Origin of the sequence: Curtobacterium sp. NPDC088465, assembly GCF_044753165.1 — a bacterium.
Taxonomy (GTDB): Bacteria; Actinomycetota; Actinomycetes; order Actinomycetales; family Microbacteriaceae; genus Curtobacterium.
Map to the genome: position 1 here is coordinate 876,114 of NZ_JBIVMR010000001.1, position 13,739 is coordinate 889,852.

The 13,739-nt window shown below is 73.8% G+C and carries 14 protein-coding genes; 3 read left to right on the forward strand and 11 right to left on the reverse strand.

Annotation, left to right across the window (positions count from 1 at the left end):
• Nucleotides 1–123: 123 nt before the first annotated feature.
• Nucleotides 124–1,035 carry a LysR family transcriptional regulator gene (locus ACIP6W_RS03950; RefSeq protein WP_251159945.1) on the reverse strand — a complete coding sequence of 304 codons (912 nt, stop codon included), beginning with the start codon at nucleotides 1,033–1,035 and terminating at the stop codon, nucleotides 124–126.
• A gap of 71 nt (nucleotides 1,036–1,106) precedes the next feature.
• Between ACIP6W_RS03950 and ACIP6W_RS03955 the strand changes: the two genes are divergently transcribed.
• Nucleotides 1,107–2,042 (forward strand): EamA family transporter, encoded by a 936-nt coding sequence (locus tag ACIP6W_RS03955; RefSeq protein WP_066657639.1) that lies wholly within the window; start codon nucleotides 1,107–1,109, stop codon nucleotides 2,040–2,042.
• Here ACIP6W_RS03955 and ACIP6W_RS03960 read toward each other — a convergent pair.
• Both ACIP6W_RS03960 and ACIP6W_RS03965 read right to left on the reverse strand, forming a co-directional pair.
• The gene (locus tag ACIP6W_RS03960; RefSeq protein WP_209684251.1) at nucleotides 2,011–3,003 is read right to left on the reverse strand and encodes an epimerase; all 993 of its coding nucleotides are present in this window, start codon (nucleotides 3,001–3,003) and stop codon (nucleotides 2,011–2,013) included. The genes ACIP6W_RS03955 and ACIP6W_RS03960 overlap by 32 nt on opposite strands.
• A complete protein-coding gene (locus tag ACIP6W_RS03965; RefSeq protein ID WP_400428378.1) occupies nucleotides 3,000–3,341 on the reverse strand; it encodes a DUF4166 domain-containing protein in 342 nt (113 codons plus the stop codon). The genes ACIP6W_RS03960 and ACIP6W_RS03965 overlap by 4 nt, the downstream gene beginning before the upstream one ends.
• A 238-nt stretch (nucleotides 3,342–3,579) precedes the next feature.
• On the opposite strand from ACIP6W_RS03965, the gene ACIP6W_RS03970 reads away from it, so the two are divergent.
• Nucleotides 3,580–4,494, forward strand: a complete 915-nt coding sequence (locus ACIP6W_RS03970) for a cation diffusion facilitator family transporter (protein WP_251154196.1) — start codon at nucleotides 3,580–3,582, stop codon at nucleotides 4,492–4,494.
• 62 nt (nucleotides 4,495–4,556) lie between these two features.
• On the opposite strand, the gene ACIP6W_RS03975 is transcribed toward ACIP6W_RS03970, so the two are convergent.
• Complete coding sequence (locus ACIP6W_RS03975) at nucleotides 4,557–5,168, reverse strand: hypothetical protein (RefSeq protein WP_271826754.1); 612 nt, start codon at nucleotides 5,166–5,168, stop codon at nucleotides 4,557–4,559.
• A 66-nt stretch (nucleotides 5,169–5,234) separates the two neighbouring features.
• The gene (locus ACIP6W_RS03980) at nucleotides 5,235–6,503 is read right to left on the reverse strand and encodes an MFS transporter (protein WP_311205800.1); all 1,269 of its coding nucleotides are present in this window, start codon (nucleotides 6,501–6,503) and stop codon (nucleotides 5,235–5,237) included.
• A 48-nt stretch (nucleotides 6,504–6,551) separates the two neighbouring features.
• Between ACIP6W_RS03980 and ACIP6W_RS03985 the strand changes: the two genes are divergently transcribed.
• Nucleotides 6,552–7,463 carry a LysR family transcriptional regulator gene (locus ACIP6W_RS03985; RefSeq protein ID WP_400428380.1) on the forward strand — a complete coding sequence of 304 codons (912 nt, stop codon included), beginning with the start codon at nucleotides 6,552–6,554 and terminating at the stop codon, nucleotides 7,461–7,463.
• Nucleotides 7,464–7,540: 77 nt separating this feature from the next.
• On the opposite strand, the gene ACIP6W_RS03990 is transcribed toward ACIP6W_RS03985, so the two are convergent.
• From ACIP6W_RS03990 to ACIP6W_RS04015, 6 genes are all read right to left on the reverse strand, one after another.
• Nucleotides 7,541–8,269 carry a hypothetical protein gene (locus ACIP6W_RS03990; RefSeq protein ID WP_400428382.1) on the reverse strand — a complete coding sequence of 243 codons (729 nt, stop codon included), beginning with the start codon at nucleotides 8,267–8,269 and terminating at the stop codon, nucleotides 7,541–7,543.
• 7 nt (nucleotides 8,270–8,276) lie between these two features.
• A complete protein-coding gene (locus ACIP6W_RS03995) occupies nucleotides 8,277–8,816 on the reverse strand; it encodes an RNA polymerase sigma factor (protein WP_066651737.1) in 540 nt (179 codons plus the stop codon).
• Nucleotides 8,817–8,926: 110 nt separating this feature from the next.
• Entirely contained in the window at nucleotides 8,927–9,193 is a 267-nt protein-coding gene (locus ACIP6W_RS04000) for a hypothetical protein (RefSeq protein WP_066651735.1), read from the reverse strand.
• Nucleotides 9,190–9,831, reverse strand: a complete 642-nt coding sequence (locus ACIP6W_RS04005; protein ID WP_235426437.1) for a DUF308 domain-containing protein — start codon at nucleotides 9,829–9,831, stop codon at nucleotides 9,190–9,192. The genes ACIP6W_RS04000 and ACIP6W_RS04005 overlap by 4 nt, the downstream gene beginning before the upstream one ends.
• 138 nt (nucleotides 9,832–9,969) lie before the next feature.
• Nucleotides 9,970–11,937: a hypothetical protein gene (locus ACIP6W_RS04010; RefSeq protein ID WP_400428385.1), complete on the reverse strand. Its 1,968-nt coding sequence runs from the start codon at nucleotides 11,935–11,937 to the stop codon at nucleotides 9,970–9,972.
• A 118-nt stretch (nucleotides 11,938–12,055) separates the two neighbouring features.
• Nucleotides 12,056–13,699, reverse strand: coding sequence for a glycoside hydrolase family 13 protein (locus tag ACIP6W_RS04015; RefSeq protein WP_066651729.1), 1,644 nt, complete (start codon nucleotides 13,697–13,699; stop codon nucleotides 12,056–12,058).
• Between the last annotated feature and the right edge of the window lie 40 nt (nucleotides 13,700–13,739).

Sequence of the window (13,739 nt, forward strand, 5' to 3'; positions counted from 1 at the left end):
ACGACGGCGGCTCCTCGCAGCGGTACACCCCTGCGAGCAGCCGCCGTCGTTGCGTTCCGCGAGACCGCGAGCGGGCGCAGCGGACGGGAGGCGCGGGGCGGCCCCGCCGCGCGCGTCACCACCTCAGGTGGTGACGGCCCGTGCCTCGGCGACCAACGCCTCCAGGACGGTGCGGACCGCGGGACGGACCGCGCGGTCCGGACGGGTGAGCGCCTCGATCCTCCGGCCCGCCCGCACGTCGGCGAGCGTCGCCAACCGGAACCGTCCCGCCGCACGCGTGCCCGACGTGTACCGGGGCACGAGCGCGATGCCGTGCCCCGCGGCCACCAGGTTCTCGATGACGGGCAGGTGGATCGTGCGGAACGCCACCGACGGCGGGGTGTCGGACGCCGCGGCCATCGCGATCAGCACGCGGTCGATCGGGTAGTCCTCGGGCACGCCGATCCAGGTCTCGTCGACGACGTCCTCGATGCCGACGCGCTCCCGGTCGGCGAGCGGGTGGTCGAGCGGCAGGGCGACGTCGAGCGGTTCCCGGAGCAGCGCGACCGTCTCGACGGCGCCGTCGGGGCGGCGGGCACCGTCCGGGCGGTGCCCGATGACGACGTCGTGGTCGGCGGTGAGCGGCGCGAACTCCCCCTCGCTGACGTCGACGTCCGAGAGCTCGAGGACGATGCCCGGGTGCTCGCGCATGCGCGTGAGGAGCCCCGGCAGCAGCAGCTCGGCCGCCGAGGGGAACACCGCGAGGTCGACCGTCCCGCTCACCCCCGCGAGGTGCTCCGACCACGCCGACTCCACCGTGGCGAGCGCGGTCGCGACACCGGTGGCCATGTCGGCGAGTGCCCGGCCGTCCGCGGTGAGGCGCACGCCGCGCCCGACGCGCTCGACCAGGGGTACGCCGGCCTGGCGCTGCAGCGTGCGGAGCTGTTGCGACACCGCGCTCGGGGTGCGGTGCGTGGCTGCTGCGACCGCGGTGACGCTCCCCCGTTCCGCGAGCTCGCGGAGGACCGGCAGCAGGGCGATGTCGAAGCCGACCATGCAGGGACCCTACAACGATGCTGTCGCACCGTGCGCTGGTGCTACCGCTTCTCGTGCGGGACGATCGATCCGTGCTCTTCCGCGACCGCATCCTGGCCCTCGTCGTCGCCGTGGCGTGGGGTCTGAACTTCCCGGCGACCGCGATCGCCCTCGACCACTGGCCCCCGTTCCTGCTCGCCGCCGTCCGGTTCAGCCTGCTGGCCGTCCCGACGATCCTGTTCGTCCCGCGGCCGAGGGTCCCGTTCCGGTGGATCGTGCTCGTCGGTGCGACGCTCGGCGTCCTGCAGTTCGCGTTCCTGTACCTCGGCATGGCGGCCGGGATGCCGACCGGGCTCGCGTCGCTGGTGATCCAGGCATCCGCGCCGTTCACGGTCGTGCTCGCCGGGGTCCTGCTGCGTGAGAAGCTCACCGCCCGTCAGGTCGTCGGGGTGTCCGTCGCGGTCGCGGCCCTCGGCGTCATCGCGGTGCACCGGGCGCAGACCGCGGCGCTGCTGCCGGTCGTGCTGGTGCTGTGCGGGGCGCTGGGCTGGGCGCTCGGCAACGTCGCGACGCGGCGGACCGGTCCGGTGAACCCGCTGCACCTGACCCTGTGGTGGGCCGTCGTGCCGCCGGTGCCGATGTTCGCACTGTCGCTGCTCGTCGAGGGGCCGGAACGGGTCGGTCGGGCGTTCGGCACGGCGTTCACCGCGTCGGCGTTGCCGGCCGACCTCGGCCTGCTCTACATCGTCGTCGCGGGGAGCCTGGTCGGGTACGGGATCTGGTCGCGCCTGATGGGGAAGTACCCGTCGAGCACCGTCGCACCGTTCTCGATGCTCGTCCCCGTGATCGGGGTGCTCGCCTCGTGGGCGGCGTTCGGCGAGGTGCCGGACGTGGTCGAGGTCGTGGCCGGTGCCGTGGTGGTGGTCGCCGTGCTGTGGTCGTCGCGCACCGCGAGGGTGGTGCCGGCCGCGGCGGTGCCGGCGGTGGCGGTGCCGGTCAGCCCCGGTGCTGCCGGCGCTCGGCGATGATGCCGGCGAGCGCGCCGCGCAGGTGCGGGTACCGGAACTCGTAGCCCGCCTCGAGCAGTCGCGTCGGCACGACCCACCGACTCTTCAGCACGAGCTCGGTCTCCGTGCGGATCGCGAACGATCCGATCTCGAGCATCCACCGCCAGGTCGGCAGCCCGAAGCGCCGTCCGACCGCGTCGCGGATGGTGGCCATCACGGTCCGGTTGTCCGACGGCTCCGGGCTCGAGACGTTGACCGGGCCGTCGATGTCCTCGTGGTCGCGCACGAACCGGATCACCCCGAGGACGTCGTCGATGTGCACCCAGCTGAACCGCTGCCGCCCGTGCGTGTGCCGGTCGTGGTGGTACGTGCCCGCTCGGAGCCGGGCACGCGTCGGGAACCACGCCCCGTCGAACTGCGGCCCGCCGAGACCGGCCTGGGCCAGTCGGAGCAGCGGGACGAGGGCGCTCCCGTCGCCGAACACGATCGCCATCCGGAGCGCGACCCGGCGGGTGTGCGGCAGGTCCGCGCTGAACAGGGCGTCCTCCCACGCCTTCGCGACCGAGACCGAGAAGCCCTCGCCGAGCTCACCCGTGGCCTCGTCCTGGGGTCGGTCGTCCGCGTGCCGGTAGATCGTCGCGGTGGAGGCGTTCACCCACAGCGGCGGCGGGTGCTCGGCGGTCCGGATCGCCTCGGCCAGCTCGAGCGTCGTGTCCACGCGGGAGCGCATGATCTCCGCCCGGTTCCGACGGCCGTAGCGGCAGTTCACGCTCTTGCCCGCCATGTTCACCACGATCGCCGCACCGTCGACGAGCTCACGGATCCGGAGCGTGTTGCCCCACACCGCGTCGCCCGTGCGACCGACCGTGACGACCTCGTACCCCTCGTCGCGGAAGGCACGCTGCAGGTACCGTCCGACGAAGCCGCCCGCTCCCGCGATCACGGCGCGGCCCCTCGGCGCGCGGGTGGTGTCGTCGCTCATGGTGTCCCCTGTCCGGTGTCGGGCTCGATCCGGTAGCGGAAGGCGCCCTCGTACCGGTACAGCGTGCCGATCAGCGGCGCCGAGAGCCGCAGGGACACGCGCTGCACGTCGGCATCGTCATCGAATCGTTCCACGAGCGTGACGCGCGGAGCGGCGACGGCCGGGAGGCTCCGGGCACGTCCCAGCACACGGACCGTCACCCGGGTGGAGACCAGGCGCAGGGCGCCCGCGTCCGGCCCGTCCGCGTCGACCTCCGCCCGGAGCAGGGCGCTGACGCGCCCACCGCGACCGAGGTGGTCGACGAGCCCGTGCGGCTCGGCGGTGATCGCGTCCACCATCGTGCGGGGTCCGGTCCGGTCCGGAAGCGGAAGGTGCGGTGCGCGCGGACGGCGACCCGTGCCTCCCGACCGTCCGCGGCGCCGCGGCCGACGTGACCCACCGGGACCGCACCGAAGTACGTGCGCAGTCGTGGGTGCAACCGTGCGAGCACGGCCGACGGTGTCGTCAGCTCGTAGGGCGACCGGGTCACGACGCCGATCCTGGCACGGTGTCGGCCTCGTTCCCTACGATCGAGGCATGGGACACGACCACGCGCACGGGCATGCCGGCGCCTCGGAGCGCGCGCTGCTCGTCGCGTTCTGCATCTCGGCGGGCATCCTGCTCGCCGAGGTCGTCGGGGCGGTCGTCACCGGCTCCCTCGCGCTGCTCGTCGACGCCGGGCACATGGTCGTCGACACCGGTGGCCTCGGCATCGGCCTCGTCGCCACCCGGCTCGCGCGCCGCTCACCGACGGCCCAGCGGACGTGGGGCTACCAGCGCGCTGAGGTGCTGGGCGCCACGGCGCAGGCGGCGATCCTGCTCGCCGTGGGGGTCTTCGTCGTCGTCTCGGCGGTCCAACGACTGTTCGTGCCCGCCGAGATCCACGCCGGCCCGCTGCTCGTGTTCGGTGTGGTCGGGCTCGTCGGCAACCTCGTCGCCTACGCGGTGCTCGCGCGGGCCTCGGGCGGCGGCTTCACGTCACGCGCGGCCCGGCTCGAGGTGCTGAACGACACCCTCGGGTCCGTCGCGGTGATCGCCGCCGCCGTCGTCCTCGCGCTCACCGGGTGGGAGCGGGCCGACTCGATCGCCGCGATCCTGATCGGGCTGCTCATCCTGCCGCGGGCCGTCCGGCTGCTCCGCGAGACCGCGAACGTGCTGCTCGAGTCCACACCGCCCGGGCTCGACCTCGACGACGTGCGCGCGCACATCCTCGAGCTCGACCACGTGATCGAGGTGCACGACCTGCACGCGACGCTCGTCGCCACCGGCGTGCCGAACCTGACGGCGCACGTCGTCGTCGACGACCACTGCTTCTCGACCGCGCACGCGCCCCGGATCCTCGACGCGCTGCAGCAGTGCGTCGCGGAGCACTTCGACGTCCCCGTCGAGCACTCGACCTTCCAGCTCGAACCGGTCTCGCACCGGCGGCACGAGCACGAGGTGCACGCGTAGGCACGAGGTGCACGCGTCGGGACGGGTCGGGTCGGCCCGGCCTGCGCACCGGTCCGGTGCGGTCAGCAGCCGCCGTCGTCGGTGGGGAACGCCGTGATCACCCGGTCGGTCGTCTCCGACACGATCACCCGCACGTTCGGCTCCGCCGACGGACGCGAGCCGTCGTCGAAGCGGACCGGCGCGGCGTAGCAGACCTTGCCGTCCCCGGCGTCCTGCGGGTAGCCGGCGGGCGGTGCCTCGAGCACGGACCGGACGGCGGTGAGCATCGCGTCGTCCCAGTCCCGTGAGCCGTGGCCCCGGACGACGTCCTGCCAGTCGGCGGTGTGCCGGACGCGGATGTGCTCGTAGCCCTGGCCGGACGTGCCGCACTGCAGCTCGACCCGTCCGAGCGCGGCGGTCTCGTACCGGGCGACCACGGCCCGGCGGTCAGCGTCGCAGCGGTCGAGCACGTCGCCGCCGGGCAGGTCGGGGCCCGACCGCTCGATGGTGACGGTGCCGTCGCGCGTCGCTCCGTCGGCGGCGGTCGCGCTGGGCGTGACGGTGGACGCTCCGCCGCCGATCACCGGGTCCTCGCCGCTGCGCTGCGCCGTCAGGGCGAAACCGCCGGCGACCAGGCCGGCCGCGATGACCGCGGCGACGACGGTGACGGCCGGACGTCGGCGCTGCTGGGGCATGCGCTCCAGTATGCCGGGAGACGACCTGCCGAACGGCTGGCCGGGTGGTCGGCTGGTCGCGGCGGACTACGCCGCGCGGGCGGCCAGGCGCAGGCCGGCGACCAGTGCGAGTGCGACGACGAAGGCCACGTACGCGAGCAGCACCGGGAGCGTCGGCACGACGAGGAGCGCGGCGCCGACCGCCACGACGGGCACGGTCAGTCCCGCGTACGCGACGAGGAACGTCGCCGCGAGCACCCCGCCGCGCTGCTCCGGCCCGACGAGCGACCCCGCGCGGGCGATCGCGGCCCGGAAGAGCAGCCCGACACCGGCACCCGCCACGACCCCGCCGCCGATGAAGCCCGCGACCTGCAGGAGCACGGCGGCGACCGCGAGCACGACGAGACCACCGACGAGCAGCACCAGGCCGAGCCGGATCTGCCGACGCTGGGACAGCCTTGCGAAGACGATCTGCGACACCGCACTCGCGGCGAAGACCCCGAACGTCGTGGCGCCCGCGGCGAGACGGTCGGTGACGTGGAACGTGGTGCCGAGGAAGGTCGGGGCCACCGAGGTGAAGAGTCCCTGCACGGCCAGGGCGGCGAAGGCCGCGGCACCGGCGGCCCAGAACACGCCGGCCTGCCCCTCGGGAGCGGCCATCCGCTGCGGTCGGTACGGCACCGGCTGCTCGGGACGGTCGACGGTCTCCGGCGCGGCGAGGACGACGACGAACGCGACCGCCAGGGCGACGACGAAGACGACGTACGGCACGACGAGCGGCTGCCCGACGAACTCCGCGAGCGCGCCCCCGACCAGGGCGCCGAGCGACAGACCGCCGAGGTTCACGGCGCCGGCCGCGACGCTCGCACCCTGGGCGGACGCGGACGAGCCGGTCGCCCGGACCCGCAGTTCACCGAGGTGCGCGGTCGCCGTCGCGGTGAGGAGCCCGACGCCGAGCCCGGTGACGAACCGCGCCACGACGAGACCTGCGACGTCGGACCACAGCAGGAACAGCACGGCCGCGACGAGCTCGAGGGCGATCGACACCAGGATCAACGGGCGTCGTCCGTGCACGTCGCTGAGGTGTCCCGCCAGGAAGAGCGAGGCGACGACCCCGACACCGTAGGCGGCGAAGACGACCGTGGTCGTGAACGTCGGGAAGCCGTCGCGCGCCTGGTAGATCACGTAGAGGGGTGCCGGGACGGTCGCGAACGCCATCACCGCCAGGAACGCGAAGGCCACGGCCCAGAAGCCGAAACCGTGCCGGCGACGGGAGTGCGTGCGCCGCCCACGCGGAGCGGGGACGGGACGGGAGCCGGTCGTCGGGGCCGGAGCCGCGTCGGTGGTCGAGGTCATGCTCCGATGGTGCCCTGGCGCCGTCATCGAGTCCAACGGGTGGTCTTGATGAGTGTCATCGACCTGATCGATACTCGGATGATGGAGACCCGCCTGCTCGAACAGTTCGTGGCCGTCGCCGCCGAGGGGACCGTGACACGCGCCGCGGAACGCCTGTGGGCCGCCCAGTCGACCGTCTCCGCCGGGATCGCCTCCCTCGAACGCTCGCTCGGGGTTCGGTTGTTCGACCGCACCGGTCGGCGACTCGTGCTGACCGCAGCGGGCGAGGACCTCCTCCCGCACGCCCGCGCGGTGCTCGGTTCCCTGGAGCGGATGCGGGACCTGGCGACCGTCGACGACGCCGACCTCCGCGGCCGGGTACGGCTGGGCATCTTCACGAGCATGGACGTCGTCGACCTGACGGGGGTGCTGCGGCGGTTCCGGCGGCGGCACCCGCTCGTGGCCGTCGAGCTGATGACCTCACCCTCGGGCACCACGGGCCTGGTGCAGGACCTGGTCGCCGGGCGGCTCGACCTGGCGTACACGGGCCTGCCGTCCGTCCCGCCCGGGGTCGTCGTCGAACCGCTGCGCGAGCTGCCCTTCCGCGTCTACACCGCCGCGGACCACCCGCTCGCTGCTCGCCCGTCGGTGTCCCTGGCCGAACTCGCCGGGGAGCCCTTCGTCGACACCGCGCACGGCTTCGGCAACCGCCTGATCCTCGACGCCGCGTTCGAGCGCCTCGGCCTCCGACGCCGGGTCGTGGCGGAGATGAACGACATGCCGGCGGTGATCCGGTTCGCCTCGGCCGGGCTCGGCGTCGGTGTCGTCCCGGACCCGGGCGTCCGGTACGACGGCGCCGTGCTCGAGCTCGAGGACGAGGTCGAGCCGCTCCGCATCGGGCTCGCGATGCGGTCGGACACCGAACCGAACCGCGCCACGCGCACGCTCGCTCGCGACGTCGTGGCCGCACGGGTGGGGTGAGGTCCGGGGGCCGTGTGGGACGTGTCCCAACGGCGGACGGGAGGCGCGGGACGGTCCCGCACCGCGCCTCCCGGCCGTCAGTCCCCCCAGATCTCCCCGACGACGGCGTCCAGCAGGCCGTCGGTCGGGAAGTTGACCTGCGTGATGACGATGTACGTGTCACCACGGAGGAAGAAGGTGTCCGTGCGGTCCACCGGGTAGTCGGCGAGGCGGGTCGTCTGCTGGCACATCCGTCCGCCGTCGCGGTCCTCGCAGCGCATCGGTGCCGACGCCAGGCGCTGCTCGGCACCGGGAGCGGGTGTCCCGATCTGGATCTCGAGGCTCGTGACGTCGGCCCGGGGGTCCATCCATCCGCACCGCAACGTCGGCCATCCGTCCGCCCAGGAGTTGCCGAGCGCATCCGGGTGCATGCTGACGTCGCCGACACGTCCCTGCTCGACGGGGGGTGTCCCCTGGAGGAGACGGTCCCGTTCGCTGGCGGGCACCGTCTCGAGGCAGGACGCCGGGATGGTCGCGTCGCGCGCGGGTGTCGCGGCCGGCGTCGGCGTCGCCGTGATCGGCGCGGAGGTCGGGGTGGTGACGGACGGCGCCGGCGCTGGCTCCTGCGTCTGCACCGGGGCCGCCACGGGACGGTCCTGCTGCGACAGCGTGAGCGCCACCGCCCCCGACGCGGTGCCCAGCGCGAGCAGGGCGACCACACCGACGACGATGCCGGTGTGCCCGCGACGCCGCTTCGGACGCGGGGTGGCGCGCTCGAGCACGCCCTGCTTCATCGTGACGAGCATGCGCTGCAGCTCGTCGCCCACGGGAGGCTCAGTGTCCATCGTGCATCACCACCTTCTTGAGTCGTCGACGGTTGCGGGAGACCCGTTGGGTCACGGCGCCCACCGTCAGCCCGAGCGCCTCGGCTGCCTCGGTGTAGGAGCGCCCCTCGAGCAGGCAGAGCTCGCAGATGCGCCGGTCGAGTTCGGGCAGGGCCGCGATCTCGGCACGGACCCAGCGCAGCGTCTCGGCGGCCTCGGTGTGGTCGACCGGTGCCGTGAGCGTCTCCGGCAGCTCGTCGGCACGGTGCCGCGTGCGCTTCCGGCCGGCGTTGCGCGCCAGGTTCCGGCACACGACGAGCAGCCAGGGCAGCAGGCTCTCCGCCGGCAGCTCCAGCGTCTCCGCCCGCTGCCACAGCACCAGGAACGCGTCCTGGACGACCTCCTCGACGTCGTGTCGATCGTCGACGATCGCCCACACGTACCGGGTCATCGTCGCGGCGTAGCGGTCGAAGACCTGCGCCAACGCGGCCTGGTCACCGGCCGCCAGTGCGCGGACGATCGTCTCGTCCGTCGTCGTGGTCGCGTCCATCGCTCACCCCCTTCACCCAGCGGTGTCGGACGGGGTGCCGATCCTGACGACGCGGCCGCGGACCGCTCCGCCCGGGCGTGTCGCCGGGCACGACGGTCGCCGGAGCGGGGTCAGTGGAAGTCGTCGCCCTCGGACCGCTCGCCCGGCGTCCTGTGGCCGCCGAGCATGTCGTTGTCGTCCTGGTCGCTCGACGCCGCGAGCTGGAGCATCGCGAGGACCACCACGACGACGATGAACGCGACACCGAGGAACACCAGGGCGAGTTCGAACTCACGCGTCGAGAAGAGCACGACCGCTCCGGTGAACACCGCGACGACCGCCGAGATCACGAGGAGCTCGGCGGGGCGCAGACGGTCGCGACGGCTGGGGGTGCTCATGCGTGTGGTGCTCCGTCCGGGGCTGCGGCAGGCGCCGTGGTGCCCCACTTGTGCGAGAGTCCGGCGATCACGTGGAAGACCGCCGCGATGGCGAGGTAGGCGCCGAGCAGTCCGACCAGGACGACGGCGGCGTCCAGGGTGCCGGTGACCTGCTCCACGCCCCCGAGCTGCTGGGAGTAGTCCGGCGGTGTCAGCAGGAACGCGACGGCGAGCAGCAGGGTGAGTCCACCGATCGTGGTCCAGTCACGGGCGAACGGCGACCGGCCGCGCGCTCGGAGTCCCTGTGCGAGTTCGAGGGCTCCCGTCAGCACGGCCCACCCGACGACCACCGTGATGAACGCGCCGAGCCCGACGCCGTTGGTCGCCAGGGCGGCGACACCGGCGACGAGGGAGACGACCGCCTGCACGAACGTGGTCGGACGCGAGCGCTCGTCGGAGGGCATGCGGCGCAGGGCGGCCCACCCGAGCACGAGGGCGTCGACGATCACGAACCCGCCGAAGAGCAGCAGGCCGTAGCCGGCGGCGTGGTTGGACGAGAAGGTGATGACGAGGGCCACGACCGCGGCTGGGACGGCCCGGAGGACGGGGATCGGCCAGTACCGCGCGCGCTGGCCGGCGTCGTCCACGGAGTCGGACACGGGACCTCTTTCGGGCATGCGGATCGTGGTCCGAGTCTACCGCCGGCGCCCCGGGCGTCGGACCGGAGCCCGTGCCGACGGGAGCCACCACCGCCGACCGGGGTCCGAGCGCCCCGACCGGCGGTGGCGCGCTCCCCGTCAGTCGGGGTCGTCGGCCGCGCGCCGGCGTCGTGCGACCCACCAGCCGCCGGCCCCGAGCCCGACGGCGGCAGCAGCCAGGGCGGCGAGGAGCCCGAGCCCCTCGGCGCCGGTGTACGCGAGGGCCCCGGCGCCGGCCCCTCCGCCGCCCGTCCGCCCGCCGCGCGCAGCCATCGGAGCGTCCGGCGTCGGCGAAGCGCTCGCGGAGCCGGCCGGCGTCGGGCCGCCCGTGTCGCCGTCGCCCTCGTCACCGCCGTCACCCTCACCGTCGCCGTCGCCGTCGCCGTCGCCGTCGCCGGGCACCGTGACGCCGATCGTGACCTCCGGGGACGGGTCGCCCCCGTCCGGATCGGTGGGCGACGTCGCGGTCGCCACGTTGACGACGTCGGACCCGTCGCCGGTGTAGCCGGGGTCGAGCACCGCCCTGATGCGGAAGGAGCGCGTCCCACCCACCGCCAGGTCCCCCTCGGACCGGCACGTCACGTGCTGTCCCTCGGCCGAACAGTCGTCCTCGGACCCCGTGAAGCGCATCGCCGCCGGCAGGTCGTCGACCACGCCCACGTCGTGCGCGGGGTCCGGACCGCGGTTCTTCGCCGTCACCAGGTACTCGACCTCGTCCCCCGGTGCCACGTCGACGGACGGGGACACCGACTTGTCGGTCTCGAGCTGCGCCTCGAGCGCCGGCGCCGCCTCGATCGGACTCGTCTCGACGGACCGGTTGTCGGACTCGTCGACGTCGGACAGCGACGCCGGAGGCGCGATGGTGGCGGTGCTCTCGAGCGCCCCCGAGGCGTCGTCCGCGACGGTCCCGGACACGGTGACCGTCGCGGCGCCGCCCGGGATCAGGTCGAGCCCGGCGTCCACGTCGCCGGTCCCGCTGGCCGTTCCGCAGGAGGATCCGTCGGTCGCGGTGCAGGTCCACGTCACGTCCCGCAGACCGTCGGGGACGTCGACGTGCAGCGCGCTGGGGTCGGACCGGTTCGGGCCGGCGTCGGACGCGGTCACGGTGTACGAGAACGGCTGCCCGGGCCGACCGGACGCGGGGAGCTCCTGGGTGACGCCGAGGTCGACGGGCTGGGAGACCCGGAGGTCGTCGACCTCGTGGACGTCGGCGAAACTGCCGGTCGCGGCGGAGAAGCCGAGCCGGAGCGTGTCCGGGAGCGGAGCCTGGGCGTCGCCGTGCAGCGGCACGCGGTCGAGGACGGTGCGGAGCAGCCCCCCGTCCTCGAGGCGCACGGTCATGAAGAGTTCCCCCGACGCCCCCGGCACGAGACTGACCCGGACCTTCCGCTTCGTCGGCCCGTCGGTCAGGGTGCCGCCGGGAGCCTGGACCCCGTCGACGTACCGGTAGCCGGTGGTGCCGTCACCCGATCCCCGGACCACGACCGAGTCCGGTCGGCGCCCGAGCCCGGACAGGTTGATCTCCTGCGAGAAGTTGCCGTAGTGGTCGACCGCCACCGCCGCGAAGCCACCCGGCACGCCGGGCAGGTCGCAGGGCCGCCCGCCGCCCTGGGTCTCGCTCGACCGGCAGGCGTACCCGAGCGCTGCGCCGTACGCTCCGACGCCCTGTGGTGCGCTGCCGTCCGCCAGGAAGAGCAGCAGCCCGTCGGCACCCTGGTCGCCCACCGTGTTGTACATGGCGTACGAGAACTCGATGTCGAGTCCGAGGTCCGAGCGGAACGTGTCGTCCGTCGACCACGCTCCGGCCTGGTCCTTCGTCTGGTCCGTGAGCCGCAGCCGCCCGTCGACGACCTGCGCGTCGCCGCTCAGGGTGCCGCCCGCGGCGGAGTCGAAGCCGTTGCGGTAGGGGAACGCGAGGTCGTCCGCCGAGGAGCTGGAGGGCAGGAGCGCCGGCGCCGCCAGGACGGCAAGGGCCACGAGTCCGGCCGTGATCGCACCCCGCGGGCGTCGACACCGTCGGGGGTGTGCGACGCGGTGGGTGGTTGTCGGGATCGAGGTGTCTGTCATGCCCCGATCGTCGCGAGCGGGACCACCCCGTCAGCGGCCGTCGAGCCCTTCTGGGGAGAACAGTCCCGAGACCAGCCGCTGTGCAGGGATGTGCGCAGCCACCCCGGCCGTACCGAACTCACCCGAGCCACACCGTGGTCTCGCCCGGGAGCATCCCCTCGCCCGCGTCGAGCGGCCCGGACGCCAGCACCACCGTGCCCGACGGCATCGGCACCGGGGACGTCCCGAGGTTCGTCACGGACCGCCAGCCCTCGTGCCGGGCGAACGCCACGACGTCGTCACCGGCGTCGAGCCACGTCAGTTCCTCGCCCTGCTGCAGCCGTCGTCGGGCCGCCGTCGCCTGCCGGTAGAGCGACAGCGTCGAAGCTGGGTCGCCGTCCTCGGCCTCGACCGACGAGTCGCCGAAGTCCTCCGGCTGCGGCAGGTGCGGTGCGACGTCGCCGAAGCCGAACGACGGCCCCGTCCGGGTCCAGGGGATCGGGACCCGGCAGCCGTCCCGCCCCTTCACCGTGTGCCCGCTGCGGATCCACTTCGGGTCCTGCAGGAGCTCGTGGGGGATCGCGGGCGCCTCGTGCAGGCCGAGCTCCTCGCCCTGGTACAGGTAGGTGGACCCGGGCAACGCCAGGATCAGCAGCGTCGCCGCACGCGCCCGACGTCCACCGCGCCCACGGTCGAGCTCGGGCTCGGTGCCGTCGGTGAGCAGCCAGGCATCCGTGTCGGTGCCGTCGGGCAGGCCGTAGCGGGTGGCGTGCCGCACGACGTCGTGGTTCGACAGCACCCAGGTCGAGGAAGCGCCGGACTCGGCCGACATGGCGAGGTTCCGCTCGATGATCTCGTGGAAGGCCCGTGCGTCGTACGGTGCCTCGAGCAGGTCGAAGTTGAACGCCTGCCCGAGCTCGGTGGGCCGGGCGTAGAGCACGCGACGCGGGGCCGGCGCCCAGGCCTCGGCGATCGCGGCACGGGGCGGGTCGTACTCGTCGAGCACGGAGCGCCACGTCGCGAAGATCTCGTGCACCTCGTCGCGGTCGTACAGCGGGTCGGAGCCGTCCAGCGGCAGCGCCTTCTCGTTCGAAGGACGGTACGGCGTCGACAGGTCCTTCGCGAGCCCGTGCGCGACGTCGACCCGGAAGCCGTCCACGCCGCGGTCGGACCAGAACCGCAGAGTGTGCTCGAAGTCGGCGCGCACCTCGGGGTTCGACCAGTCGAGGTCGGGCTGTTCGGGCGCGAACAGGTGCAGGTACCACTGGCCGTCCGGCACCCGCGTCCACGCGCTGCCGCCGAAGTTCGACACCCAGTCGCTCGGCGGGAGCTCGCCCGACTCCCCCGCTCCGTCACGGAACACGTAGCGCGCCCGCTCGGGTGACCCCGGCTCTGCGGCGAGCGCCTGGCGGAACCACTCGTGCTGGTCGGAGGTGTGGTTCGGCACGACGTCGACGATGACGCGCACGTCGTGCTCGTGTGCGGCGCGGACGAACGCGTCGAGGTCGTCGAGCGTGCCGAGGCGCGGGTCGACGTCGCGGTAGTCCGCCACGTCGTACCCGCCGTCGGCGAGCGGCGAGGGGGTGAAGGGCGACAACCACACCGCGTCGACGCCGAGCGACGCCAGGTACGGCACACGGCTCGTGATGCCCGCGATGTCCCCCAGGCCGTCCGCGTCGGTGTCGGCGAAGCTCCGCGGGTACACCTGGTAGACGACGGCCTGACGCCACCAGTCCGGGTCGGTGGTGCGCGGGCTGCTGGCGGGCGTCCGGTGGCTGCTCACCCGGCCACCGTACCCAGCGGGACCCGAGTGGTGGTCCGAT